Annotated in this window: 21 protein-coding genes, 2 tRNA genes and 1 pseudogene; 17 read left to right on the top strand and 7 right to left on the bottom strand. The window is 62.1% G+C overall.

The window, feature by feature from the left end; all coding sequences use genetic code 11:
* Positions 1–189: 189 nt before the first annotated feature.
* Complete coding sequence (locus GEV39_RS01310; protein ID WP_047150101.1) at positions 190–1,851, bottom strand: OFA family MFS transporter; 1,662 nt, start codon at positions 1,849–1,851, stop codon at positions 190–192.
* A 251-nt stretch (positions 1,852–2,102) separates the two neighbouring features.
* Here GEV39_RS01310 and GEV39_RS01305 point away from each other — a divergent pair, with 251 nt between their 5' ends.
* The 6 genes from GEV39_RS01305 (at position 2,103) to GEV39_RS01280 (ending at position 8,225) form a co-directional block, all read left to right on the top strand.
* Positions 2,103–4,349, top strand: a complete 2,247-nt coding sequence (locus GEV39_RS01305; protein WP_173887304.1) for an AsmA family protein — start codon at positions 2,103–2,105, stop codon at positions 4,347–4,349.
* On the top strand, positions 4,346–5,410 hold the full coding sequence (mutY, locus tag GEV39_RS01300) for an A/G-specific adenine glycosylase (RefSeq protein ID WP_009682877.1): 1,065 nt from the start codon (positions 4,346–4,348) through the stop codon (positions 5,408–5,410). The genes GEV39_RS01305 and mutY overlap by 4 nt, the downstream gene beginning before the upstream one ends.
* Positions 5,410–5,682 (top strand): oxidative damage protection protein, encoded by a 273-nt coding sequence (locus tag GEV39_RS01295; protein ID WP_173887302.1) that lies wholly within the window; start codon positions 5,410–5,412, stop codon positions 5,680–5,682. The genes mutY and GEV39_RS01295 overlap by 1 nt, the downstream gene beginning before the upstream one ends.
* Before the next feature lie 90 nt (positions 5,683–5,772).
* A tRNA-Phe gene (locus GEV39_RS01290) sits at positions 5,773–5,848 on the top strand.
* Between the two features lie 184 nt (positions 5,849–6,032).
* Positions 6,033–6,473 carry a hypothetical protein gene (locus GEV39_RS01285; RefSeq protein ID WP_009682874.1) on the top strand — a complete coding sequence of 147 codons (441 nt, stop codon included), beginning with the start codon at positions 6,033–6,035 and terminating at the stop codon, positions 6,471–6,473.
* 549 nt (positions 6,474–7,022) lie between these two features.
* The gene (locus GEV39_RS01280) at positions 7,023–8,225 is read left to right on the top strand and encodes an ISL3 family transposase (RefSeq protein ID WP_003464938.1); all 1,203 of its coding nucleotides are present in this window, start codon (positions 7,023–7,025) and stop codon (positions 8,223–8,225) included.
* 59 nt (positions 8,226–8,284) lie between these two features.
* On the opposite strand, the gene gabP is transcribed toward GEV39_RS01280, so the two are convergent.
* On the bottom strand, positions 8,285–9,670 hold the full coding sequence (gabP, locus tag GEV39_RS01275) for a GABA permease (protein WP_029887657.1): 1,386 nt from the start codon (positions 9,668–9,670) through the stop codon (positions 8,285–8,287).
* 641 nt (positions 9,671–10,311) lie between these two features.
* Between gabP and GEV39_RS01270 the strand changes: the two genes are divergently transcribed.
* The 5 genes from GEV39_RS01270 (at position 10,312) to GEV39_RS01250 (ending at position 14,619) form a co-directional block, all read left to right on the top strand.
* On the top strand, positions 10,312–11,085 hold the full coding sequence (locus GEV39_RS01270) for an ABC transporter ATP-binding protein (RefSeq protein WP_009682872.1): 774 nt from the start codon (positions 10,312–10,314) through the stop codon (positions 11,083–11,085).
* A gap of 11 nt (positions 11,086–11,096) precedes the next feature.
* Positions 11,097–11,849 (top strand): ABC transporter substrate-binding protein, encoded by a 753-nt coding sequence (locus GEV39_RS01265; protein WP_009682871.1) that lies wholly within the window; start codon positions 11,097–11,099, stop codon positions 11,847–11,849.
* 54 nt (positions 11,850–11,903) lie between these two features.
* Positions 11,904–12,596, top strand: a complete 693-nt coding sequence (locus GEV39_RS01260; protein WP_009682870.1) for an ABC transporter permease — start codon at positions 11,904–11,906, stop codon at positions 12,594–12,596.
* Positions 12,596–13,285 (top strand): ABC transporter permease, encoded by a 690-nt coding sequence (locus GEV39_RS01255; RefSeq protein WP_009682869.1) that lies wholly within the window; start codon positions 12,596–12,598, stop codon positions 13,283–13,285. The genes GEV39_RS01260 and GEV39_RS01255 overlap by 1 nt, the downstream gene beginning before the upstream one ends.
* 128 nt (positions 13,286–13,413) lie before the next feature.
* Entirely contained in the window at positions 13,414–14,619 is a 1,206-nt protein-coding gene (locus GEV39_RS01250) for a methyltransferase (RefSeq protein WP_173887300.1), read from the top strand.
* 228 nt (positions 14,620–14,847) lie between these two features.
* On the opposite strand, the gene GEV39_RS01245 is transcribed toward GEV39_RS01250, so the two are convergent.
* Positions 14,848–15,108, bottom strand: a complete 261-nt coding sequence (locus tag GEV39_RS01245) for a DUF3077 domain-containing protein (protein ID WP_173887299.1) — start codon at positions 15,106–15,108, stop codon at positions 14,848–14,850.
* Between the two features lie 502 nt (positions 15,109–15,610).
* Between GEV39_RS01245 and GEV39_RS01240 the strand changes: the two genes are divergently transcribed.
* From GEV39_RS01240 to GEV39_RS01230, 3 genes are all read left to right on the top strand, one after another.
* A complete protein-coding gene (locus tag GEV39_RS01240; RefSeq protein WP_173887297.1) occupies positions 15,611–15,859 on the top strand; it encodes a hypothetical protein in 249 nt (82 codons plus the stop codon).
* A 98-nt stretch (positions 15,860–15,957) separates the two neighbouring features.
* A tRNA-Thr gene (locus tag GEV39_RS01235) sits at positions 15,958–16,033 on the top strand.
* Between the two features lie 586 nt (positions 16,034–16,619).
* Entirely contained in the window at positions 16,620–16,943 is a 324-nt protein-coding gene (locus GEV39_RS01230) for a helix-turn-helix domain-containing protein (RefSeq protein WP_173887295.1), read from the top strand.
* Here the strand turns inward: GEV39_RS01230 and GEV39_RS01225 are convergent.
* Positions 16,940–17,290: a type II toxin-antitoxin system RelE/ParE family toxin gene (locus GEV39_RS01225; protein ID WP_173887293.1), complete on the bottom strand. Its 351-nt coding sequence runs from the start codon at positions 17,288–17,290 to the stop codon at positions 16,940–16,942. The genes GEV39_RS01230 and GEV39_RS01225 overlap by 4 nt on opposite strands.
* Before the next feature lie 260 nt (positions 17,291–17,550).
* On the opposite strand from GEV39_RS01225, the pseudogene GEV39_RS01220 reads away from it, so the two are divergent.
* Positions 17,551–17,880 (top strand): annotated as a pseudogene (locus GEV39_RS01220) (hypothetical protein); the annotation flags it as partial.
* 112 nt (positions 17,881–17,992) lie between these two features.
* Here GEV39_RS01220 and GEV39_RS01215 read toward each other — a convergent pair.
* Positions 17,993–20,290 carry a TonB-dependent siderophore receptor gene (locus tag GEV39_RS01215; RefSeq protein WP_173887292.1) on the bottom strand — a complete coding sequence of 766 codons (2,298 nt, stop codon included), beginning with the start codon at positions 20,288–20,290 and terminating at the stop codon, positions 17,993–17,995.
* 139 nt (positions 20,291–20,429) lie between these two features.
* Between GEV39_RS01215 and GEV39_RS01210 the strand changes: the two genes are divergently transcribed.
* Both GEV39_RS01210 and GEV39_RS01205 read left to right on the top strand, forming a co-directional pair.
* Positions 20,430–21,152, top strand: a complete 723-nt coding sequence (locus GEV39_RS01210) for a response regulator (RefSeq protein WP_173887290.1) — start codon at positions 20,430–20,432, stop codon at positions 21,150–21,152.
* On the top strand, positions 21,145–22,521 hold the full coding sequence (locus tag GEV39_RS01205) for an ATP-binding protein (RefSeq protein WP_173887288.1): 1,377 nt from the start codon (positions 21,145–21,147) through the stop codon (positions 22,519–22,521). Before GEV39_RS01210 ends, GEV39_RS01205 begins: the two co-directional genes overlap by 8 nt.
* Positions 22,522–22,707: 186 nt before the next feature.
* On the opposite strand, the gene GEV39_RS01200 is transcribed toward GEV39_RS01205, so the two are convergent.
* Positions 22,708–24,027 (bottom strand): OprD family porin, encoded by a 1,320-nt coding sequence (locus GEV39_RS01200; protein WP_029885603.1) that lies wholly within the window; start codon positions 24,025–24,027, stop codon positions 22,708–22,710.
* Between the two features lie 804 nt (positions 24,028–24,831).
* Complete coding sequence (gene aguA, locus GEV39_RS01195) at positions 24,832–25,938, bottom strand: agmatine deiminase (protein ID WP_173887287.1); 1,107 nt, start codon at positions 25,936–25,938, stop codon at positions 24,832–24,834.
* Positions 25,939–25,950 lie beyond the last annotated feature (12 nt).

Here is a 25,950-nt window from a genome sequence, read left to right as displayed (position 1 = left end):
ATGACGGGGGGTTGATAGCGCTACAGGTCTATACAACCGGGTGAAGGGGGGCCGCTTTGCAGCCCATCGCGACACAAGGCCGCTCCTACAGGCCCCCACCGTGTTCAAAGCCTAGGGTGGACCTGTGGGAGCTGGCTTGCCGGCGATAGTGCCGGTACAGCCGGCAAACTCAACCGGCTGTATCACTCATCAATGGAACAGTACCGCCGTCTTCTGCAGGGTAATCCACACCCCCCAGGCCAACGGCACCACCACCACCGCCCAGGCCAGCAGCACCAGCGGCAGGCTCCCCGGCGCGGCTTTCCACTCCAGCGAGCGTGCGCCATCGGCGCCTTTGTCATGGCTCAACGCCCGCTCGGCCGCCAGCTCGGCATCGCTCATGAAGTGCTTGTCGGCAACCGGCCGCACCAGCATGTTGCAGATAAAGCCCAGCACCAGCAGCCCGGCAAGGATATACAGCGTCATGTCATAGGCCGCCGCGCGCTCTACCCCGGCTGCCAGCTGCGACTCGCGCAGGTAGGTGATCAGCACTGGCCCCAGCACCCCTGCAGCCGCCCAGGCGGTCAGCAGGCGCCCATGAATGGCACCGACCATCTGCGTACCGAACAGGTCGGCCAGGTACGCCGGCACCGTGGCGAAGCCACCGCCATACATCGACAGGATGATGCAGAACGCCGCCACGAACAGCGCCACATTGCCCAGGTGGCCCATGTTCGGTACCAGGCTGTACAAGCCCACGCCCAGGGCGAAGAAGGCGAAGTAGGTGTTCTTGCGCCCGATGTAGTCGGAGAACGATGCCCAGAAGAACCGGCCACCGATGTTGAACAGGCTCAGCAGGCCGGTGAAGCCGGCGGCGATCGCGGCGATCTGCGCCAGCTGGGCGGCGTTCAGCTCGCTGAAGGTCAGCTCGTTGCCCAGCAGCTTGCCAGCGAACACTTCCTGCAGCAGCGGCGAAGCCATGCCGATAATACCGATGCCTGCAGACACGTTCAGGCACAGCACCAGCCAGATCAGCGCAAATTGCGGGGTTTTCCACGCCACGCTGACGTGCACGTGGCGGTCGGTGACCATGGTATTGCCGGCTTTTTTCAGCGGAGCAGTCCAGCCTTCAGGCTTCCAGCCGGTGGGCGGCACGCGGTAGGCCAGGGCGCCGGCAGTCATGAACACGAAGTAGATCGCCGCCATGGCAACGAAGCTCTGCCACACCCCCACTTCCTGCGCGTTGCCAAAGTGGCCCATCAGTGCGGTGGCCAGTGGCGCACCGACCATGGCGCCGCCGCCGAAGCCCATGATGGCCATGCCGGTGGCCATGCCGCGCTTGTCCGGGAACCATTTGATCAGGGTCGACACCGGCGAGATATACCCCAGCCCCAGGCCGATACCGCCGATAACCCCGGAACCCAGCCACATCAGCCACAGTTGGTGGGTTTTGACCCCAATGGCCGAAATCAGCATGCCGCCACACCAGCACAGCGCCGATACCAGGCCGGCCTTGCGTGGGCCGGCGTGCTCCAGCCACCCACCCAGCACGGCCGCCGAGCATCCCAGGAAGACGAAGAACAGGGTGTAGATCCAGCTCAGCATGGAAATGGGCCAGTCGCATTCGGCGCTGAACAGGCGGGCCACGAAGCCCATGTCGGCCGCGCACGCCACTGGGGCGGTGATGCCCAGGGCTTGCGACAGTGGCAGCCAGAACACCGAGAAGCCATAGGCCATGCCGATACACAGGTGAATGGCCAGGGCAGCTGGCGGAACCAGCCAACGGTTGAAGCCCGGGCGGGCGATGATGCGCTCCTTCGACAGGAAGCCTGGCGTACTCGCCGGGGCGCCCGTCGTGACGGTACTGGTCATGAACATGATCCTTTTCTTATAGGGTGAGGGCAGGCAAAGCGGCGCAAGGTTAGCAGGATCGAGTCGCGTGAAAGCAATCTGATATCGTGTTTTTTTGCTCGGCTGAATCGATCATGTCCCCCTTTTAAAGCCGTACTACCGGCTAAAAGCGTAGGAAATATCCTGCATCTCTGGTCGAATACGCAGGGATATGCATGGCGGCGCTATACTCAGCCGCTTGAATTTCAAAATCGGACTACAAGGATTCGCCCATGAAAGCGTTCGGCAAAATCCTGGGACTGGGGCTTCTCGGGTTGCTGCTGATCATCGTGGCGCTGGGCTTCGCCCTGACCCACCTATTCGATCCCAACGACTATAAAGACGAGATTCGCCAACTGGCGCGCGACAAGGCACATGTCGAACTGACCCTCAACGGTGATATCGGCTGGAGCCTGTTCCCATGGCTGGGCCTGGAGCTGCACGAGGCCAGCATCGCCACCTTGGCCAAACCCAACGAGCCGTTCGCCGACCTGCAGATGCTCGGCCTGTCGGTACGGGTACTGCCGCTGCTGCGCCGCGAGGTGCAAATGAGCGACGTGCGCGTCGAGGGCCTGAACCTGACCCTGGCCCGTGACGAACAAGGCCACGGCAACTGGGAAGACATTGGCAAGCCGCTGCCTGCGCAGGCTGGCTCTGCCACCGACGCACCGCCCCAGGCAGCCACCGGGCAGAAACCCGCGGCCGCCGACGGCAACGAACGCCCTGTCAAACTGGACATCGACAGCCTGACCGTCAACAACGCCCGGGTGCAGTACACCGACGCCAAGACCGGCCAGAGCTACAGCGCCGAAAGCATCCAGCTGAGCACCGGCCCTGTGCATGAAGGCGCGAACATCCCGCTCAAGGCCAGTGCTTTTGTCAGTGCCCGCCAGCCGAATATCAAAGCCCGCACCGAGCTGGCCGGCGAACTGCGTTTCGACCGCAAGCTCAAGCGCTACAACTTCGAGGACATGCGCCTGTCGGGCGAAACTTCGGGTGAACCGACCGGCGGCAAAACAGTGGCCTTCGTTGCCCAGGGCCAGCTGCTGGTCGACATGGCCGCCAACGTCGCCTCCTGGAACGGCCTGAAAGTCTCGGCCAACCAACTGCGCGCCCTGGGTGAACTGAACCTGCGCGACCTGGACAAGACTCCCCAGTTGAGCGGCGGCCTGTCCATTGCCCAGCTCGACCTGCGCACCTTCCTGGACGGCATCGGCCACCCGCTGCCGGCAACCAACGACCCGGCTGCCTTCGGCAAGCTGGAGCTGGTGACCCGCCTGCAAGGCACACCCAGCAGCCTGAGCCTGGACGACCTGGCAGTGAAGCTTGACGACAGCACGTTCAGCGGGCGCGTAGCCATCGAAGACTTCGCCAGGCAAGCCCTGCGCGTGCAGCTTAAAGGCGACAGCTTCGACGCCGACCGCTACCTGCCGGCCAAGAGCGAACAAGCCAAAGGCGCCACGGCTGCGCGCCAGGCCGAGGTCAAGCAACAGGAAGCCAGCGCGGTTGCCGGTGCCGGCACCACACCGCTGCCCAACGCACCGACCCAGGTAGCCTGGAGCGATGACAAGCTGCTGCCGGTCGACCGCCTGCGTACGCTGGACCTGCAGGCCGAACTGGCCTTTGGCTCGCTGACCCTGGACAAACTGCCGATCGTCGACGCCCAGCTCAAGGCCAGCGGCCAGGGCGGCCTGCTGACCCTGCAAACGCTGCGCGGCGGCCTGTACAACGGCACCTTCGACGCCAAGGGTACGGTCGATGTGCGCCCTGCCGTGCCACAGCTGGGCGTCAGCACCAGCATCCAACGGGTGCCGGTGGAACACTTCATCAAGGCCGACGGCAAGGAGCAGGCACCACCGGTCAAGGGCCTGCTGACCCTGACCAGTGATCTGACCGCCACCGGCAACAGCCAGAAGGCACTGGTGGACACGCTCAACGGCAGTGCAAACTTCACCATCAACGACGGTGTGCTGGTCAATGCCAACCTTGAGCAGCAACTGTGCCAGGCCATCGCCACCCTCAACCGCAAAACCCTCACCGGCGAGCCACGCGGCAAGGACACCCCGTTCCAGGAACTGCGTGGCAGCCTGGTGGTACGCAATGGCGTTGCCAGCAACCCAGACCTCAAGGCACGCATCCCGGGCCTGACCGTGAACGGCCATGGCGACCTCGACCTGCGTGTACTGGGTATGGACTACAACATCGGCGTGATCGTCGAAGGCGACCAGCGTGCCATGCCGGACCCGGCCTGCCAGGTCAACGAGCGCTACGTGGGGGTTGAAGTTCCGCTGCAGTGCCGCGGCCCGCTGGAGCTGGGCGCCAAGGCCTGCCGCCTGGACCAGAACGGCCTGGGCAAGGTCGCAGCCAAGCTGGCCGGTGACCGACTGAAAGACAAGATCGACGAAAAACTCGATGAAAAACTCGGAGACAAAGTGAGCCCGGAATTGAAAGACGCGCTCAAGGGGCTATTCAAGCGATGACCCCCGAGCAGTTCTCCAGCGCTGTGCTGGACTGGTACGACGAACACGGCCGCCACGACCTGCCCTGGCAACAGGGCATAACCCCGTACCGGGTGTGGGTGTCGGAAATCATGCTGCAGCAAACCCAGGTCAGCACCGTACTGAACTACTTCGACCGCTTCATGCAGGCGCTGCCGACCGTGCAGGCGCTGGCCGAAGCGCCCGAAGACGAAGTGCTGCACCTGTGGACCGGGCTGGGTTACTACACCCGCGCCCGCAACCTGCAAAAAGCCGCGAAGATCGTCGTGGCGCAACATGGTGGCGAGTTTCCGCGCAGTGTCGAGCAGCTCACCGAGCTGCCCGGCATCGGCCGCTCCACGGCCGGTGCCATCGCCAGCATCAGCATGGGCATTCGCGCGCCGATCCTCGACGGCAACGTCAAGCGCGTGCTGGCCCGCTTCACCGCCCAGGGCGGCTACCCGGGCGAGCCGAAGGTGGCCAACCAGCTGTGGGCCACCGCCGAGCGTTTCACCCCGCAGCAGCGCGCCAACCACTACACCCAGGCCATGATGGACATGGGTGCCACGCTGTGTACGCGCAGCAAGCCAAGCTGCCTGATCTGCCCGCTGCAACGTGGCTGCGAAGCCCACCTGCACGGTGAAGAAACCCGCTACCCCGAGCCCAAACCGCGCAAGGCGCTGCCGCAGCGCCGCACGCTGATGCCACTGCTGGCCAACCACGAGGGCGCCATTCTGCTTTATCGGCGCCCGTCCAGCGGCCTGTGGGGTGGCTTGTGGAGCCTGCCAGAGCTGGACGACATCGCCCAACTCGACGACCTGGCCTACCAGCACGGTTTGCGCCTGGCCGGCAGCCAGGCCATGGATGGCCTGACCCATACCTTCAGCCACTTCCAGCTGGCGATCGAGCCCTGGCTGGTACGTGTCGCGCCGCTTGGCGAGCACGTGGCCGAGGCTGACTGGCTCTGGTATAACCTCGCCACCCCGCCGCGCCTGGGCCTTGCCGCTCCGGTGAAAAAACTGCTTAAGCGCGCGGCCGACGAACTGATTGCAGGAGATGCCTGATGACCCGCACCGTGATGTGCCGCAAATACAACGAAGAACTGCCAGGCCTGGAACGCCCGCCCTACCCCGGCGCCAAGGGCCAGGACATCTTCGACAACATCTCGCAGAAAGCCTGGGCCGACTGGCAGAAGCACCAGACCATGCTGATCAACGAGAAGCGCCTGAACATGATGAACGCCGAGGATCGCAAATTCCTCCAGGCTGAAATGGACAAGTTTTTCGCCGGTGAGGAATACGCCCAGGCGGAAGGCTACGTGCCACCCTCGGAATGACCCCACGAACCGTAAGCGACGGAATTAATTTAAAATTTTTTAAAAAAGTCGTTGACGGCCCGGGAGAAAATCTATTTAATTCACCTCGTCGCCCAGATAGCTCAGTCGGTAGAGCAGAGGATTGAAAATCCTCGTGTCGGCGGTTCGACTCCGTCTCTGGGCACCACCTTCAAGCTTCTGGTGGTTGCAAAGTTACCCGAAGCGACAACAAGAAACCCGCCTAGTGCGGGTTTTTTGTTGCCTGGCATTTCTCAGCCGCGGGGCCTCTTCGCTCTCCGGTGCTTGGGTTTCCTGGGCAACTGCGCTTCAATACGCGCACTTTCCAGACACACCCAAGGATTCAAGCCCTCATGGCCACCCCTACCAAGCAACAAAAACGCGCCAAGCGTGCCGCCAGCAAGGCCAAGCAGAACCGCATGGTACGCAGCGGGCAGGCGGTCAAGGCCAGTGCCGGTGACAGCGCCAGCGTCGAGCAGGTGTACAACAAGGCGATGGAGTCGGGCAGCTACGACGCCATGTTCACCAAGATGAAGGAAGCACAGGAGAGCGGCGGCTTGGTGCCGATGATTTCGGTATTCCTGGTTGACCCGCTTCTGGCGCTGGTGCTCAAGGGGCACAAGGAAGAGCACGCCACTGACTATATCGTGCTGGTGTTCACCGCCTACCGCGCGTGGCTCGACGGCGCCGATGAAGAGGCGACCATGGCCTGGCTGGAGAGCGATGAGTTCCAGGCGGCCTATGTCGCGGCCTCCGAGCTCGTGGCCAAGCAGCAGCAAAAACAGTTTGGTTGACAGGGTCATGTAGCCTGTACCGGCCTCTTCGCGGGCTCGCCCGCTCCCACAGGTCAAGCACAAGCCCGAGGGCCACGCCCCCCCCCTGTCGGAGCGGGCATGCCCGCGAAAGGGCGCGTCCGAGCTGGTGGCCAAGCAGCAGCAAAAACAGTTTGGTTGACAGGGCCATATAGCCTGTACCGGCCTCTTCGCGGGCTCGCCCGCTCCCACAGGTCAAGCACAAGCCCGAGGGCCACGCCCCCCCTGTCGGAGCGGGCATGCCCGCGAAAGGGCGCGTCCGAGCTGGTGGCCAAGCAGCAGCAAAAACAGTTTGGCTGATAGGGCCATGTAGCCTGTACCGGCCTTTTCGCGGGTTCGCCCGCTCCCACAGGTCAAGCACAAGCCCGAGGGCAACGCCAACCCTGTGGGAGCGGGCATGCCCGCGAAAGGGCCGGCACAGGCAACAAAAAAGGTTCTTCGCGGAGTCTGGGGGAAGAGCGAGTTGACAGTCAGGGAAGCAGGTAAATTGGCAGTCGCCAAACACACCCTTCACCTGTCCCTGCTGTCGCCGTGCATCCTATTGATCTTGCCGCTTTCTGGCCAGGCTACGACGCCGTTACCTGTCGCCCATCTACCGATAACACCCTCCTCATTGAGCTTGAACCTCAAGCCGGCTCTCTTCCTAAGTGCGGGCGTTGTGGCCAGTTCAGCCCGTTGATTCACGATCGCCGGATTCGTCTGGTGCGTGATCGTGATCTGTTCGATCAGCGCGTCCTGCTTCAACTACCAGTGCGCCGAGTCGATTGCCTGAGTTGTGGGCGGGTGACCGAGCGGATCGACTGGTTGGAGCCAGCATCTCGGCTGACCCAGCGGTTACGGATATGGCTCGAAAGCTTGCTGCGGCTGCTGCCGATCAGCCACGTCAGCCAGCTCACCGGCCTGCATTGGCACACCCTCAAAACGCTCGATAAACGACGCCTTCAAGCCGAGGTAGGCAACTTCGATTCAACCGGTGTCCGCCGCCTGGTGATGGACGAGTTCGCCCTGCACAAAGGGCATCGCTATGCCACGGTCATCATGGATGCCGAGCGAACGCGGGTATTGTGGGTCGGCCACGGCAACAGCCGCGAGGCGGTCCGCCCGTTCTTTGAATTGCTCGGCAAGCACTGCCAGCAGATAGAGGCGGTGGCCATGGACATGAACACGGCTTTTGATTTGGAGGTGAAGAAGCATTGCCCGCAAGCCGAAGTGGTGTACGACCTGTTTCACGTCGTCGCGCGCTACGGTCGGGATGTGATCGACCGTATCCGGGTTGACCAGGCCAACCTCCTGCGCGAAGACAAGCCGGCACGAAAGGCGGTCAAGCAAAGCCGCTGGCTGCTGCTGCGCAATCGCAACAACCTGAAGGACGGACAAGCCGTGCAGCTTCAAGAACTACTCGCGGCCAACCAGCCGCTGGCTACGGTCTATGTCCTCAAGGATGCGCTGAAGGATGTCTGGTTCGCCCCCAGCGTACGAGAGGGCTGGCGCCGCTGGCGAACCTGGTTGCGGCACGCCCGGGACAGCGGCCTCGCGCCGCTACAGCGCTTCGCTCGCAACCTGCGCAAATACGCCCGAGGCATCCTCGCCAGTGCCAACTTCCATATGCATACCAGCGTCCTTGAGGGCGTCAACAACCGCATCAAGGTGATCAAGCGTATGGCCTATGGTTTTCGGGACTCGGAATACTTTTTCCTGAAAATCAAGGCTGCCTTCCCCGGGAAAGCGCGATGAACCACAAAAAAGGCCGCACCCCCCTCAGGGCGCGGCCTTTTCAGTGCAGCCAGCGTGGATCAGTTATCCAGCGCCACCCGCCCGGCAGCTTCACGCTTGCGGTGCACCAGCAAGCCAGCCGCCACCACACCAATGCTCAGCAGCGCCGTTGCGATAATCTCGGCACGGTGGTCCTCGCGCAGGGCCATCACCACCAGAATCGCCACGATGAAGGCAATGGTCGCCCAAGTCAGGCCCGGGAACAGCCACATCTTGAAGGTGATCTTCTCACCACGGGCCTCACGCTGTGCGCGCATGCGCAGTTGCGACACGGCAATCACCAAGTACACCAGCAGCGCAATGGCACCTGAACTTGCCAGCAGGAACTCGAACACCTGGGCCGGGGCCACGAAGTTGGCGAACACGCACAGGAACGCCGCAGCCGTGGACAGCAATACCGCCACATGCGGGGTAGCGGCCTTGGTGGTGCGCTGGGCAACAGCCGGGGCATCACCGCGCTTGCTCAGCGAGAACAGCATGCGCGAAGAGGTGTACAGCGCCGAGTTCAGGCAGCTGGTCACCGCAACCAGCACCACGATGTCGACGATCAGCTTGGCATTCGGCACGCCGATGCGGCTGAGCACAGTCTGGTAGGAGCCGGTTTCGGCCAGCGCCGGGTCGTTCCACGGCACCAGAGCCACCACCAGGAAGATCGACACCAGGTAGAACAGGCAGATACGCCAGATCACCGAATTGGTCGCGCGGCTGATCTGCTTGCCTGGGTCTTTCGATTCGGCAGCGGCGATAGTGACGATTTCCGTACCCATGAACGAGAACATGGTGGTGAGCATGGCCGCCAGCACGGCACCCAGGCCGTTCGGCATGAAGCCCTGGGTATCGAAAAGGTGGCTGGCACCGCTGACCTGGCTATTGGGCACAAAACCGAACATGGCCGCGCAACCCACAGCAATGAACCCGATGATCGCCAGCACTTTCAACAGGGCGAACCAGAACTCGAACTCACCGTAGTTCTTTACGCTGCACAGGTTGGTCAGGGTCAGCGCCAGGGTGATGACCAGGGAGAAGGCCCACAGGTCTACAGCCGGGAACCAGGCATGCAGAATGGCCGCAGCGGCGTTGGCCTCAAGGGGGATCACCAGCACCCAGAACCACCAATACAGCCAGCCAATGGTGAAGCCGGCCCAGCGCCCGATGGCACGGTCGGCATAAGTAGAGAACGAACCGGTGTCAGGCGAGGCGACCGCCATTTCACCCAGCATGCGCATTACCAGCACCACCAGCGTACCGGCGGCGGCGTAGGCCAGCAGCACGGCCGGGCCGGCGGCCGCGATGGCATGGCCAGAGCCTACGAACAGGCCGGCACCGATGACGCCAGCGATGGACAGCATGGTCACATGCCGTTGTTTGAGCCCCTGAGCGAGGTCATTGGAATTGTTACCGCTCATTGAAACTACCTTTGTAAGGAGTGGACCACTCCGACTGCGGTTACGGAGCGCGCCTGGGGTTGGACTAGGCGTCGCTGCAATCGGCGGTTTCCTGCTGGCAATAAGCGCGCCAGGTGCGCACTGCATTCGTCAGAATGCTCGCAGGGCCTTGCAGGACTTGGTTTGGAGGGCATTCGGCCAGTAAGTGACCAAAAGGCCGTTAATAAGGCAGATTACTGAAATACCCACTTACAAACGCACCAAAGGTGCCCCTCGGTAACACCCGTGCACCGCTGCAATGCAAAAAAGTGCAACCGCCAGGTACAACCAGAAATGCCGGATGGGTCTTCGCGGTCAAACCCGCTGCGGCGAGGGGCGCGCAACGTGGAACGTCGGGTTTACCGGCGAATGGTCTAAAACCGCTTCCATGAGCTGGCCAAAGCTGGCACCATCGCGCCTTTTTTCATCAAGGCACTGGTGCCGGGCGACACCTTCGCAGACATCTGCGCGACGTTACGCTGTAGCGATGCGACAAACTGCCCCACCAGCGCCTACAGTCCCCGGCGACCCTGTTGGCCGTCATAATGCCGCTATGCTAGCTTGGCGCACGCCAGGAAGGCCGCCAACAGCTGGGAACGCACCCGAACACATGAGGACCGCACATGGCTCAGGCCACGCCCGCGCTGGAAATCCGCAATCTGCACAAACGCTACGGCGAGCAGGAAATTCTCAAGGGTATTTCGCTGACCGCTCGCGACGGTGACGTGATCTCCATCCTGGGGTCGTCAGGCTCCGGCAAGTCCACCCTGCTGCGCTGCATCAACCTGCTCGAAAACCCGCACCAGGGCGAAATCCTGGTCGCTGGCGAAAGCCTCAAGCTCAAGGCCGCCAAAAACGGCGACCTGATCGCCGCCGACAATCGCCAGATCAACCGCCTGCGCAGCGAAATCGGCTTTGTCTTCCAGAATTTCAACCTGTGGCCGCACATGTCGATCCTCGACAACATCATCGAGGCGCCACGCCGTGTACTCGGCCAAAGCAAGGCCGAGGCTGTAGAAGCCGCCGAAGCGCTGCTGAACAAGGTCGGCATCTACGACAAACGCCACAGCTACCCTGCCCAGCTTTCCGGTGGCCAGCAACAGCGCGCCGCCATTGCCCGTACCCTGGCCATGAAGCCCAAGGTCATCCTGTTCGACGAGCCAACCTCGGCGCTCGATCCGGAAATGGTCCAGGAAGTGCTTAACGTTATCCGCGCACTGGCCGAAGAAGGCCGTACCATGCTGCTGGTGACGCACGAGATGAGCTTCGCCCGCCATGTGTCCAGTGAAGTCGTCTTCCTGCACCAGGGCCTGGTAGAAGAGCAGGGATCGCCGCAACAGGTCTTCGAAAACCCGACCTCGGCGCGTTGCAAGCAATTCATGTCCAGCCACCGCTAACGGAGCAATACATGCACACCTACAAGAAGTTTCTCCTGGCAGCTGCTGCCACGCTGGTGATGTCGGCGAACGCCATGGCCGCAGAAAAACTGCGCATGGGTATCGAAGCCGCCTACCCACCGTTCAACAACAAGGATGCCAGCGGTAATGTGGTCGGCTTCGACAAGGACATCGGCGACGCCCTGTGCGCCAAGATGAAGGTCGAGTGCTCGGTCGTGACCTCCGACTGGGACGGCATCATTCCGGCCCTCAACGCCAAGAAGTTCGACTTCCTGGTGTCGTCGTTGTCGATTACCGACGAGCGCAAGCAGGCTGTCGATTTCACCGACCCGTACTACTCCAACAAGCTGCAGTTCATCGCACCGAAGAACGTCGACTTCAAGACCGACAAGGCCTCGCTCAAGGGCAAGGTCATCGGCACCCAGCGCGCCACCCTGGCCGGCACCTACCTTGAAGACAACTACCCGGGCGTAGACGTCAAACTCTACGACACCCAGGAAAACGCCTACCTGGACCTGGTGTCCGGCCGCATCGACGGCATCCTGGCCGACAAGTACGTGCAGTACGAGTGGCTGAAAAGCAAAGACGGCTCCAACTTCGAATTCAAGGGCGAGCCGGTGATGGACAGCGACAAGATCGGCATTGCCGTGCGCAAGGGTGACACCCAGCTGCGCGACAACCTGAACAAGGCCCTGGCAGAAATCAAGGCCGACGGCACGTACAAGAAGATCAACGACAAGTACTTCCCGTTCAGCATCGAATGATCCGCCCTGACTGCGCGCCCCCTGGGGCGCGCAAGTCCCTAGAATGACCTGCCCATGAATATCGACCTGCACGGATTCGGTCCGGCCATGATGGCCGGCACCCTGATGACCGTAAAACTGGCGCTATGCGCCTTGCTGCTGGGCCTGGTTTTGGGCCTGCTTGGCGCCCTGGCCAAGACCTCTTCGATCAAGCCGCTGCAATGGCTTGGCGGTTTCTACTCGACCCTGGTGCGCGGCGTGCCCGAGCTGCTGTGGGTACTGCTTATCTATTTCGGCACCGTCGGGCTGATGAACACCCTCGGCGAAGCCCTGAACATGCCCGGCCTTGAGCTCAGCGCTTTTGCTGCGGGGGTGATTGCCCTGGGCCTGTGCTTCGGCGCCTACGCCACCGAAGTGTTCCGCGGGGCGATCCTGGCGATCCCCAAGGGCCACCGTGAAGCCGGCCTGGCGCTGGGCCTGTCCAAGGGCCGCATCCTGTCGCGGATCATTCTGCCGCAAATGTGGCGCATCGCCCTGCCCGGCCTGGGCAACCTGTTCATGATCCTGATGAAAGACACCGCACTGGTGTCGGTGATCGGCCTGGAAGAAATCATGCGCCACGCGCAAATCGGCGTGACCGTGACCAAGGCACCGTTCACCTTCTACATGGTCGCGGCCTGCATCTACCTGAGCTTGACGGTAATCGCCATGACCGGCATGTACTTCCTGGAAAAACGCGCCGCTCGCGGCTTTGCGAGGGCCGAATAATGAACTGGGAAGTCATCTTCAAATGGCTGCCACGCCTGGCTGAAGGCGCCGTGCTGACGTTGGAGCTGGTGGCCATTGCGGTGGTTGCCGGGTTGATCCTGGCCATCCCGCTGGGCATCGCCCGTTCCTCGCGCCACTGGTATGTGCGCGCAGTGCCGTTCAGCTATATCTTCTTCTTCCGTGGCACGCCGCTGCTGGTACAGCTGTTCCTGGTGTACTACGGCCTGGCGCAGTTCGATGCCGTGCGTTCCAGCGCGCTGTGGCCGTACCTGCGCGATCCGTTCTGGTGCACGGTGCTGACCATGACCCTGCACACGGCGGCCTATATTGCCGAGATCCTGCGTGGCGCCCTGCAATCGATACCCAAGGGCGAGATCGAGGCGGCACGGGCGCTGGGCATGTCGCGGGGCAAAACGCTGTTCTACATCATGCTGCCGCGCGCCGCGCGCATCGGCCTGCCGGCGTATAGCAACGAAGTGATCCTGATGCTCAAGGCCAGTGCCCTGGCCAGTACCGTGACCCTGCTGGAACTGACCGGCATGGCCCGCACCATCATCGCGCGCACCTACCTGCCAGTGGAGATATTCTTCGCGGCCGGGGTGTTCTACCTGGCGATCTCGTTCTTGCTGGTGCAGGGCTTCAAGCTGCTGGAGCGCTGGCTGCGCGTGGATGCCAGCCAGGGCCGTTGATCGCTCACTGACTGCTTCGCGGGCACGCCCGCTCCCACAAGGTATAGCGCCATATTCAAGGCTGGCGCTGTACTTGTGGGAGCGGGCGTGCCCGCGAAGAGGCCCTTAAAACCTACACACATCTACCCATGGCCAACTACCTCCACAGCGACCAGCTAAGCACCCGCTTCCAGGCCCTCGACCAGTTCCTGATCGAGCACCAACAGCTGTGGAAACCGCGCCCCTTCACCACCCTGCAACTGGACTGGGAAACCTCACACCCCGAGCTGGCCGCCCACCTGCGCAAATCGTCCCTGGCAGATGCAGAACATCCCGACGCTGCCGATGTGTTGCCGGCCCCGTTCCCTCAACTGGCCCGGCAAGCAGAAAAGCTATCCGCCGTGGGCAACCTCCCAGCAACCGACCTGCCCCCCGCCGCCCACCGCTTGGACGTAGCAGTCCCCGGCCGCAAGTGGCAGCAGATCGAAGCCTTCGCCAGCCACCTGGCCTTCCGCAACCAGCCCCGCCACTGGCTGGACTGGTGCTCGGGCAAAGGCCACCTCGGCCGCCGCCTGCTGCAACCCGGCCAGCAACTGACCTGCCTGGAATACGATGCCGAGCTGGTCGCCGCTGGCCAAGCCCTGAGTGCGCACCATCACTTGCCAGCCGTGCACGTACACCAGGACGTGATGGCCGGCGACAGCGCCCGTCACCTTGATGGTGCAAAAAGCGTGGTTGCCCTGCACGCCTGTGGCGACCTGCATGTACGCCTGTTGCAGCTGGCCAGCCAGCAAGGTTGCCGGCAACTGGCCGTGGCGCCGTGCTGCTACAACAGGATCGCGCTGCAGCAGTACCAGGCGTTATCCACAGCCGCGCAAGCCTCCCGCCTGCAACTGTCGCTGGAAGACCTTGGCCTGCCCCTGAGCGAAACCGTGACCGCCGGCGCCCGCGTGCGGCGCCAGCGCGACGCCTCCATGGCCCGCCGCCTCGGTTTCGACTTGCTGCAACGCCAGCAACGGCAACATGACGAATACCTGCCCACACCTTCCCTGCCTGTGGCCTGGCTGGAGAAGCCCTTCGAGCACTACTGCCGTGACCTGGCGCAGCTCAAAAACTTGCCGCTAAACGGCAACCCTGATTGGGCAGCGCTGGAAGCCGCAGGCTGGCAACGCCTGGCCGAGGTACGCAACCTGGAGCGGGTGCGTAACCTGTTCCGCCGGCCGTTGGAGCTATGGCTGGTGCTCGATCGCGCCCTCTACCTGGAAGAACAGGGTTTCGACGTGCAGCTGGGGCTTTTCTGCGACTATCCACTGACCCCACGCAACCTGTTGATCCTCGCTGAACGCGACCGTTAGCCGCAGCACAACCTGTGGATAACTCTGTGAACAAGCTTGTGATTACCTGTTGGAGCCAAGCGCTATTTCAAACGCTTGGCTTATTCCGCCAGGCACCTGCAGCCCAGCAAAAACAGGCATTTGCGCAAAGACAGGCGGTGTAGCGATGCGGCATGGCTTTCGCTAAAGCTGCGAATGCCACTTGTGCATAAACATTTCTTGTGGTTAGCACAGGGAGCGTTTCGGGCCCTAGTGCGCCTTGTTCTTGGCGATCTCGATATCGTTCATCAGCGCCTTGGCCATGTCGCACAGGTAATCGGCGGCACCCAGGAATTTATGGTCGTCTTCCATATCGCCCTCACGGACCAAGTGCTTGATGTAGCCCATCAGGATGGAGACATGCTCATAGGCGGCATCGACCGGGATGCCGGGCTCGACGCGGAGCAGATTGAGGGAGGGGTTACCGGCGGGCAGGAAGGTTTCTATGCCTGCGGTGGTGATGGTTTTCAAGTTTCAAACTCCTATATTCCTCAAGGAGTTACCGCCTTCAGTCTTTCTCACGGATTAAAAGGCGGCAACCGTGCGCAGGGTGAGAAACCGAGTGAATATAGGAAGCCTCGGCCAGACCGAAGTCTGCCCGCGCACGGTCGCCATTACGGGCCGCTAGATTCGTAATCGGGTTCTCACACCCGGTCGCCTGAGCGACCCGGAAACGTTATCCGTGAGCCATTTCCCCGACAACAGCGATACTTCGGCGGCGCGCGTAGGATACGTCTGAAGCCTACAGATCCTGAAGCCTTAGGTCCCAGGTTCAGAATTTTCGTACCTTCAGGCTGATCGATAAGTGTAGGAGCGGGTTCACCCGCGAAGAGGCCCTCCCAGGCAATCCCATGCTAAATCCACCCACATCGGTGTATCATCCGCGCCCCAAATCATTAAAAAGTGAATCGCGCGCTGCCCTGCGGCCCTGCGATCTTCTGGCATTGCGCCAGATTCGACATTGGACCCACCCATGCCGCTAACCAAGCCCCTCGCCCTGCTCAGCTTCGCCCTGGCCCTGACCGCCTGCTCCCAACACCCAGCGTCCCACCCCAACGACAACCTGGGCTGGAACCACCCCGGCATGCAGCTGGGCGGTGACAACGGCCTGCCCATGCGCACCGAAAGCCCCTGCCGCAAGCGCGGCTGCGACAACGACAAGCTGTTTTTCAACCCAGGTAAAAGCGAGCCAAGCGTCACCACGCTGCACCGCGGCTGGTAAGAAATTTCTTCTTTTGGGTCGGTGACTTAGCTCTTTTGCGAACAATCGCAACGAAGTGGTTTACAGGCGCCAACCGATCGCTATAATGACGCCCCATTGCCGGTATAGCTCAGATGGTAGAGCAACTGACTTGTAATCAGTAGGTCCCGGGTTCGATTCCTGGTGCCGGCACCATACGCAGTACTCAAAAGGCTCACCGAAAGGTGGGCCTTTTTTGTTTCCAGCCCTCGCCCCTGAGCCCTGCCCAACTCGCACGATGTAGGAGCGGCTTCAGCCGCGAATGCGGTGGTGGCTGCAACGGTGAATACCCAGGAAATCTCGCCAGCAGGCCCGGCCCCTTCGCGGGTGAACCCGCTCCTACGTCGGGCGGTGTCGAGCCGCAGATATGTGCCGACCACCGACCACCGACCACCGACCACCAAAAGGTGGGCCTTTTTTGTTTCCAGCCCTCGCCCCTGAGCCCTGCCCAACTCGCACGATGTAGGAGCGGCTTCAGCCGCGAATGCGGTGGTGGCTGCCACGGTGAATACCCAGGAAATCACGCCAGCAGGCCCGGCCCCTTCGCGGGTGAACCCGCTCCGTCGCGTGGACCAATGCAGGAGCCTTGCCTCGCGATGGGCTGCGCAGCATCCCCAGCAATCTCAAGTGGCGCATTCTCTGACCATCAAGAAAAGCCCCCAAACACAAACGCTTTGACTTGCCCATCGAGCCCACCTAAGATTTTATCGTAAATTTTAGATATTTCTGCTGAGGCAAGCCCATGCCGCTTCAATTCCACGAAAGCCCCTTCCACGCCACCCACGATGCAGAAACGGCCAGCAAAATGGCCTTGAAAATGGACCTTTCCATCTTCATTACCGACTGCATCAAAAAAACGGGCCTCAAACAACACGAGGCGGCCGCCAGGCTGAACGTAACCCAGTCTCGGGTATCGGAGTTGGCGAATGGCAAAATCGAGAAATTCACCCTGGACGCCATGATGGACATGCTCGACAAGCTTGGCTTTCGTACCAGCCTGACGCTTCCCAAAAACGATGGCAGTTCATCTCCCCAGATCGTGATCACCCAAGCGCCGGGCAGCTAAACTCTGTACCCCATTTTGCGCAACTCGTGCTTGAGCTCCTTCATTCGCTCTTGGGCGACCTGCATCGCGTGCCGGTCGGACCTGTTGGTCGTTTTTACGAACGAATGCAGCACAACGACCATGTCCGCGAACTTGGCCACATACACGCATCGGAATGCCGGGCTGCCGTTTATGATGAGCTTGATCGCCCCCGCCCCTACTGATTCTGTCAATGACTTGAACGGCCGAACAGGGTCCTGGCCATACTGAATGCGCCGCAGGTCCTTGCCGAAATCGTCCTGAACGTCCTTGGGCAATTCTTTGTACTCACGCTCCGCGGCTGCACTTACAAACGCAAATTTTTTCAATGGTCTATCCACGGCGAGATAGTGAGCTTGGGGGCGGCATCATTGCCAGAGGGTGGGGAACTTAGCGCAGTCGCTTGCAGTTGGTGGGAATAGAAATGTTGCGCGGTTTAAGCTTGAAATATCGTGTTGCGTCCTACCTGCTGCGACGGGTTCGATCTCTAACTCGGCAACTTGAGGTGGCCTGAATGTGGCGTTCGTAGAGGATGCCAAACTGTGAAAACGATTCTGCGAACCGGATGAATGCGGCATACGGGGCGTTGGGTTACTACACCTAAGTGGATATCTGCGGCCACGGGTTCCGAGCCATGGCGTGCAGTGCGCTGGTCGAGTACGGGCTGTGGTCAGAGACGGCCATCGAACGGCAGATGAGCCACAAGGAACGCAACAACGTGCGGGCCGCTTATACCCACAAGGCCGAGTTTCTCGAAGAGCGCCGGATGATCATGACCTGGTGGAGCCGGTTTCTGGAGGCGAACCGCGAGGCCCATGTGACGCTACATGCTTATGCAGTACTCAAAAGGCTCACCGAAAGGTGGGCCTTTTTGTTTCCAGCCCACGCCCCAGAGCCCCGCCCAACTCGCCCGATGTAACTGGTGGATTTAGCAGGGCCCGCTCCCACACCGGCCGCGTCGCGCTTACGAGTTGTGTTCTCTGCGCGACAGCGCAACTCGTAGGGCTGCGACGCAAGGCCGCCCCTAAATATCAGAAGGCAGTGCTTACCGTCAGCGACAGGTTGCGCGGGTCGCCGTAGATGCCGCCGGCATAGAACCCGTACTGGGTGTAGTAGTGCTTGTCGAACAGGTTGTTGGCGTTGAGGGTAACGCTGGTGGCATCGGTTACCTGGTACTTGGCCATGGCGTTCCAGATGGCATAACCCGACCAGTTCACATCGGTTGCACCGCTGCTCACGCCGTTGACCGGCTGGCCTGCGGGGCTGGAAATAGCGCGGATGTTGCTCTGGGCTGTTACACCGGCACCTACGGTCAGGCGGTCGAGCGGGCCGCTCAGGCGATAGGTGGTGGAGGCTTTGAACAGGTGCGACGGGTCGCTGCGGCCGTCGCTGTCGACACGGCGGAAGTGCAGGTAGGTGTAGCCGGCGTATACGTTCCATTCAGGCGTCAACGCGCCTGCCACTTCCAGGTCGATACCGTCGGTTTCCACACCTGAGCCGGCCTTGTAGGCGCTGGCACCGGTCGGGGTGGTCAGGTCGCCATCGAGCACGGCTTTGTTTTCCTGCTTGGTGCGGAAGTAGGCTGCCGAGGCGTTCAGGCGGCCGTCGAACCATTCACCCTTGATACCCGTTTCATAGCTTTGCCCACGAATCGGCTCGACTTTACTGCCGCTCACGGTTTCCGATGTTTGCGGGGTGAAGATGTCGGTGTAGCTGGCGTACAGCGAGTAGGTGTCGTTGAGGTCGTACACCGCGCCCAGGTATGGGGTGACGATGCCGTTCTCTTCCTGGCTGCTGCGCTCGCCGGCCACGCTACGGGTCACCGACGCGTAGTTGCTGGTGCGCACGCCGACAATCACCGACAAAGGGTCGGTAATGCTCAGGCGGGTAGCGGCGTACATGCCTTGCAAGCGCGTGGTGGTCTTGCTGTGCAGGCCGGTGCGCGAGGCGATGAGGTCGTAGTCGTCGTCCACGCCGTTGTGCCAATCGCTCACCGGGAAGCCGTTGTTGGCGCGGAACTGGCAACCCAGCGCCGGTGCACTGGCCATGCCGTCGCCCACCATGGTGCAGGTGTACTGCGGGGACCAACCCACGGTGCGGCTGTCGTTATAGCCCACCATGGCCTGGTGGGTGCGGCCGAACAGCTGGAATGGGCCAGACAGGTCGATCTGCGCCGACTGCTGGGTGGTGTCGGTGGAGCTGTGCAGGCCGTTCAGTACGGCGCCGCTGCCATCCTGGTCCCAGTAGCCGCCATAGGTGCCGCGCCCTGCCGAGTTGACCTTGGCCAGGCCGCGGTGGTTGAGGGCTTCGGTGGTGGCCTGGGATGCCTTCAGGTCCAGCGTCCAGTCATTGTCGAAGCGGTGCTGCAGCGAGCCGAAAGCGGTGCGCGTGGTGTACTCGCCAAAGCTCCAACTGGGCACCACGTTGGTGCTGCGTGGCAGGTCGGTCTTGCTGCCGTCGCGGTACCACAGCGGAATGTTCGCGCCCCAGCCGCCACCCACCACCTTGTTGTACTCGTACTGGTAGCCGGCACCGAGGGTGGTGGCGTCGTCCAGGTCGAACTCGAAATTGGCCAGCGCCGCGCGGGAGCGGTCGGACTGGTTGTCGCGGAACGAATTGGCGTCCTGCTGGGTCATCACGAAACGCGAGCGCAGGCGCCCGTCCTCGGAGAGCGGCAGGTTGAGGTCGGCACCCAGGCGGCGTTTGTCCCAGCTGCCGTAGGTGGCGTAGGCGCTACCGCCAAAGGTCTTGGTCGGCGCCTTGCGGATCAGGTTGACGGTGGCCGATGGGTCACCGGTGCCGCCAAGCAGGCCGTTGGCACCGCGCACGATGTCGATGCGCTCGTACAGGTCCATGTTCAGGGCATTGCCGCTGCCGCTGAAGTCAGAACCGCCCTGGGTCTGCAGGCCATCGACCTTCCAGTTGCTGATCGAATAGCCACGGGCGCGGTAGTCGGTACGCCCGCCCACTTCGGACTTGTTGGCTGTTACCCCTGGTGTGGTTTCCAGCGCCTGTTCGATGGTGTGGATGCCGCGGTCTTCCATCTGCTGGCGGGTGATGGTGGTGACTGACTGCGGGGTCTGCCGTGGCGTCAGGTTCAGGCCGGTGGAGCTGCGGGTGCTCTCGACGGTGTAACCCAGCTGGCCTGCAGCGTCGGTGGGCAGCAGCGCGCTGTCTTCGATTTGCGTGGCGTCCAGCTCCAGGGGTTGGCTGTCGGCGGCCATGGCACCACCGCTGATAGCCACGGCAATGCAGAACGCCAGTGGCTTGAGGCGGTTGCCGCTTGCAAGGGTGGGGGGGAGCGCGTTCGAAATGCTGTAGGGATTCATTTGGGAAGGCTTCGTATTTGCAGATGATTTTTTGTTAGGATTCTAGGGATCGGCCCTCCCGGCGCCAGACCCGACATGTACGGGGATGTAATTGAATGTAATGAGCGCCCCTGGGCCTCACCCGACAGGTGTTTTCCGCATGAGCACGACCCTGCTGGTCGTCGACGATGACGACGAGATCCGCGAACTTCTTTGTGATTACCTGGCCGACGCCGGTTACAACGTGCTGGAGGCGGCCGACGGCGAGCAGATGCGCGCGCAAATGGCCAGGCACACCGTGGATCTGGTGGTACTCGACTTGATGCTGCCCGGTGAAGACGGACTCAGCCTTTGTCGCCAATTGCAGGCCACGCCCGGGCTGGCGGTGATCATGTTGTCGGCCAAAGGCAGCACGCTGGACCGCATCATCGGCCTGGAAGTGGGTGCCGACGATTACCTGGCCAAGCCGTTCGAGCCACGCGAGCTGATTGCCCGGATCAAGGCGGTGCTGCGCCGCCCGCAACGCCTGGAAACCCAGGCGCAAGACACTGCAGGGGGCGATGCACAACTGTTCGCCGGCTTCCGCCTGGAGCACGTCAAGCGCCTGCTCACGCGCCCCGATGGCCAGATCCTGCCCCTGCCACGCTCCGACTACCGGGTGCTGCGCGAGCTGCTGGAGGCCAACAACCGCGTGGTTTCCCGCGACCAACTGACGCGCAGCGCATTCGGCCGCGACCACCTGCCTGATGACCGCTCGGTGGACATGTGCGTGAGCCGCCTGCGCCAGCACCTGCGGCGCGCACCGGACGGGGCCGCGCAAATCCTCACCATCCGCAACGAAGGCTACTTGCTGACCATCGGCCAGCACCAGGCCGATGCCTGAGGTGCGCTGGCTTCGCCGGCTGTGGCCGCGCACCCTGTTCGGCCAGCTATTGCTGATCATGGTCAGCGGCACGCTGGTGGTGCAGCTGATGTCGAGCAGCATCTGGTTCGATGTGCGCTTCGCCCAGGTGTTCGAAGCCCCCGTGCGGCTGATCGCCGCGCGCAGTGCGCCCCTGATCTCCCGCGCCGACTGCCACGATGCCGCGCTGCCAGTGCCGGCTCATTACCAGTTGCGCTGTGCCGAGCACCTGCCCGAACAAACGCATGACCAGCGCCGGGAGCGCCGGCGGGTCGAATTGCTGCTGCGCCAAGCCCTCAAGTACGAGCTGGGGCATGCTCAGGCGGTACGCCTGATGAATGTGCAACTGACCGACGCGTCGGGCCAACCGATAGTCTGGCGCAGCCTGTTCGGTTTGCGTACCGCCCAGGCCCATATGCAGTTTGCGGTGCCATTGGCCGATGGCCACTGGCTTATCATCGAGGGCCAGGAGCTGCAGGGCTGGAGCGGCGAGTCGGCCTGGGTACTGATAAGCGATTACCTGTTGCGGGTGTATGCACTGCGCATTGTCGCGGTGCTGCTGGTCTGCCTGATCGCCGTGCGCCTGTGCCTGCGCCCGTTGCAGCGCCTGGCCGATGCTGCCCGCGGCCTGGGCACCAATCTTGAGCAGCCGCCACTGGGGCTGGATGGCCCGCAGGAAGTACGCCAGGCTGCCCAGGCGTTCAACGCCATGCAGCAGCGCCTGATTGCCATGGTCAACGACAAGGCCTACTTCCTCGCCGCTGTGTCACATGACCTGCGCACCCCCTTGACCCGCATGCGCCTGCGCCTGGAACGCTTGCCGGACGATGAACACCACCAGCGTCTGCGGCAGAACATCAGGCAGATGGACGACATGATCGGCCAGGTGCTCGACTACCTGCGAGCCGGGGAGCAGCAGAACTTGCAGCAGGTGGACCTGGACCGACTGGTAGCACGGCTGTGCGCCGACCTGGCGACCGACAAAGAGCCATTGCCGGTGCATGGCCAGGCAGGCGGCGTGCGTGTGGATGCGTTGCTGCTGCAGCGTTGCCTGCAGAACCTGCTGGTCAATGCACTGCGTTATGCCAAGGAGGTTTCAGTCACGCTGGAACGGGCGAACAGCGGGGTGCTGATCCATATCGACGACCGTGGCCCGGGGATTGCGCCGGGGCTGCTGGCGACCATTACCGACCCGTTCGTACGCGGCGAAGGGTCGCGCAACCAGTCCTCCGGGGGATACGGGTTGGGGTTGAGCATTGCGCAACGCATCGCTGGCAGCCATGGCGGTGAGCTGCTGCTGATGAACCGCGAAGGGGGTGGATTGCGGGTTAGCGTGTTGCTACCGGGGTGAGCCGTGTCGCTAGGGGCGGCGTGGCAGCTCGATTTTTGGGGTTGTGGCGCAGATCGCCGGGGCCGCGGTGCGGCCCTTTCGCGACACAAGGCGGTTCCCACAAGGTGCCCGGTTCGGGGCATTCCTGTAGGAGCGGCCTTGCGTCGCGATGGGCTGCAAAGCAGCCCCAGAACACTCAGCTCACCATCAGAAGATGCTGATCGGGTACTCGACGAATACGCGTACTTCGTTGCCATCGTCGTTGTAGCCGTTCTGCTGTACGGCGTTGTTGGTACGCACGAACGAGCTACGCAGCTTGATGGACAGGTCTTTGGCCGGGCCGTCCTGCACCACGTAACGGACCTGGTTGAAGATTTCGCGTTCCTTGCCTTCGCCGAAGCCCTGCGGGTTGGCGTTGTTGCGGGTGTTGATGTTGTCACCCACTACGTAGGCCAGCTTGTAGGTCAGGCCAGGGATGCCGTAGGCACCGAAGTCCAGGCCGTAGCCCAGCTGCCAGGAACGCTCGTCCTCGGCGTTGAAGTCGGACCAGTACGAGTTGGCCAGGTAGATGGTCGAACCACCGTCACCCACGCCGCCCTGGTTCTGGTACCAGCCGTAGTTGTAGCCGGTGCTGCCAGTGCTGCGCTGGTGGGCGAGGGTGAACGAGTGCGCACCATACGCGTAGGTGGCCGCCAGGCTCCAGATGGTGTTGGAGTCGCCGTTCAGGCCAGCGGCCTTGACGTACTTGTTGTTGATGTCCGACTTGTAGCCGTTGAAGTCCAGGGTCAGGGACTGGTCGCTGGCAATCGGGAAGACGTAGTTCAAGCCCAGGTAGTGCTTGCGCATTACGTCTTCGTTGTCTGCGGTGTACAGCGAGCCGGTGAAGTTGTCGCTGAACTTGTAGCTACCACCCAGCACGTTGATCGACTTCAGGCCACCACCATCACGACGCTCGGCGCTTTTGCGCGCTTCCTGGGTGAAGCGGCCGGCGTTCAGCTCCAGGCCCTTGATTTCCTTGGAGGTGATCAGGGTGCCGGTGAAGCTTTCTGGCAGCAGACGTGCGTCGTCGTACTGCAGCACTGGCAGTGCTGGCATCTGGTCACCGTACTTGAGCACAGTGTTGGAAATGCGGAACTTCACGGCTGCGCCACCACGCGCCAGGTTGTGCGGCGAGCTGGCGTTGCCGTCGGCGTTGGTGGTTTCGTGCGGCTTGAAGAAGTCGACACCCGCGCCACCGTTATGGCCTTTGCCGCCATCGAGGCGCAGGGCATACAGGCCGAATGCGTCGACGCCGACACCGACAGTGCCTTGGGTGAAACCGGAGGAGAAGTTGCCGATGACTGCTTGGCCCCATTCGATCTGGTCGTCGGTGCCGTGCTTCTTGTCACGGTTGATGTAAGCGTTGCGCAGAAGGACGTTGGCGTGGCTGTCCTCGATGAAGCCCTTGCTCTCGGCCTGATCATTGGCCTGTGCCTGGGTCGCGGCGATCATCGCCAGGGCGACCAGGCTGATCCTGGTTTTCAACATGTTGTTTTCCTTATCGCTTAATCAAAAACGCTCTGCAATACAACGCCAGGAACCAACGCCCCTACGTAGGTTCGACGCTATGCGGATCCAGACTTGAAGGCCGGCCGGTAACTGCACGGGCGGCCTCTGGCAGCAGCATGGCCAACGGAGGTGGCCAGCAGGCGTTGGGCCGAATCCTAGCCGCGTGCGATTACAAATGTCAAAAAGTCGTGAAATGCAGGTTGATATAACCAAGATCATCCCGTGATACGAGGCATTTCAATGCATGTCGGCGCTATAGGCGGGGATTTTATCTTTTTGTCAGAAACGGCATCTTGACTGCCCCGACAATTTACCGGGTGCGTGTGGGGAGGGGCGCGTGGCAGGTGCCAGCCTCTTCGCGGCTATCGCCGCCAAGAGGTCGGCACAGCTGTAATCGATTAGTGCCACACCGCCATCAGCGCTTGCATTTCAGCGTCGCTGATCAAACCTTGCGGGTAGCGTCCGGCAAGCAGACGTCGTGGGTCGGTCGTCCTGACCCTGATGCTTCCATGGTGTTTCAACCACGCCGCGACCCGCTTGAGCGATGGGTGACCAACTGCCGATGGGCGCAAAGCCGACTCACTTGCTGCGTTCATGTCTACACGTACTCCCTAACCCGTGAGCGGCTAATCTACGTAGGTATTGTTACAGCTCGGATAACCTGGCAGAGCCAAGCTATCTCCTTGAAAAACAATACAAAACCTATGCCAAAAACAAGCCGCCGGGCGTCGCCCGAAAAAAAGGCCCGTCAGCAGACGGGCCTCTTTGTCACCGGGCTGGCAATCAGCGCGTGACGGGTGCCGGCTGCTGCTGGGTCAGGCAGTGGATGTTGCCACCGCCCAACAGCAGCTCGCGCCCAGGAATCATCACCACTTCGTGGTCGGGGAATATCCGCGCAAGGATCGCTCTGGCTTCGGCATCTGCCGGGTCATCGAAGCTTGGCGCAATGATGCCGCCGTTGACGATCAGGAAGTTCACGTAGGAACCGGCCAGGCGCACCGAAGGGTCACGCTCCTGGCTGCCGGCCACGTGGTCGACACCGGCACATTCTTCAGCCGTGGCGTACAGCGGGCCTGGAATGGGCATTTTGTGCACGATGAATGCTCGGCCCTTGGCGTCACGGGTGTTCTGCAACACTTCCATGGCGGCATGGCAACGGGCGTAATTGGGGTCGTTGGAATCATCGGTCCAGGCCAGTAACACTTCGCCCGGGCGCACGTAACAGCAGAAGTTGTCGACGTGGCCGTCGGTTTCATCGTTGTACAGGCCATCGGGCAACCACACCACGGTATCCACCGCCAGGTGGTCGCGCAGCACCGCTTCGATTTGCTCGCGGGTCAGGTGCGGGTTGCGGTTGCGGTTGAGCAGGCATTCCTCGGTGGTGATCAGCGTGCCTTCACCGTCCACGTGGATCGAGCCGCCCTCGAGCACGAAGCCTTCGGTGTGGTAGCGCTGGCAGCGCTCCATTTCCAGCACCTTGGCCGCCAGCTCCTCGTCGCGGTTCCATGGCGCATACAGGCCACCATCGAAGCCGCCCCAGGCGTTGAAGCCCCAGTCCACACCGCGCACTTCGCCTTGGTCGTTGATGACGAAGGTCGGGCCGGTGTCACGCACCCAGGCGTCGTCGTTGCTGATTTCGACCACCCGAATGTTCGGCTGGTCGAGCTGGCGACGCGCGTTCTCGTACTGCCCTGCGGAAACCGCAACGGTAACCGGCTCAAAACGGGCAATGGCCTTGGCCAAGGCTACATGCGCTGCTTGCGCCGGTTTGCCACCCAGGCGCCAGTTGTCCGAACGCTCCGGCCAAACCATCCATACCTGGGTTTGCGGAGCCCACTCGGCGGGCATGTGGAAACCATCGGCACGTGGCGTGGAGTTGAGGGTTTTCATGGTTGACCTCTG

The sequence above is a fragment of the Pseudomonas sp. NY5710 genome (assembly GCF_013305665.1).
Lineage (GTDB): Bacteria > Pseudomonadota > Gammaproteobacteria > Pseudomonadales > Pseudomonadaceae > Aquipseudomonas > Aquipseudomonas juntendi.
Note: the sequence above shows the minus strand (reverse complement) of the source record. Positions and strands in the feature narration are given on the sequence as shown.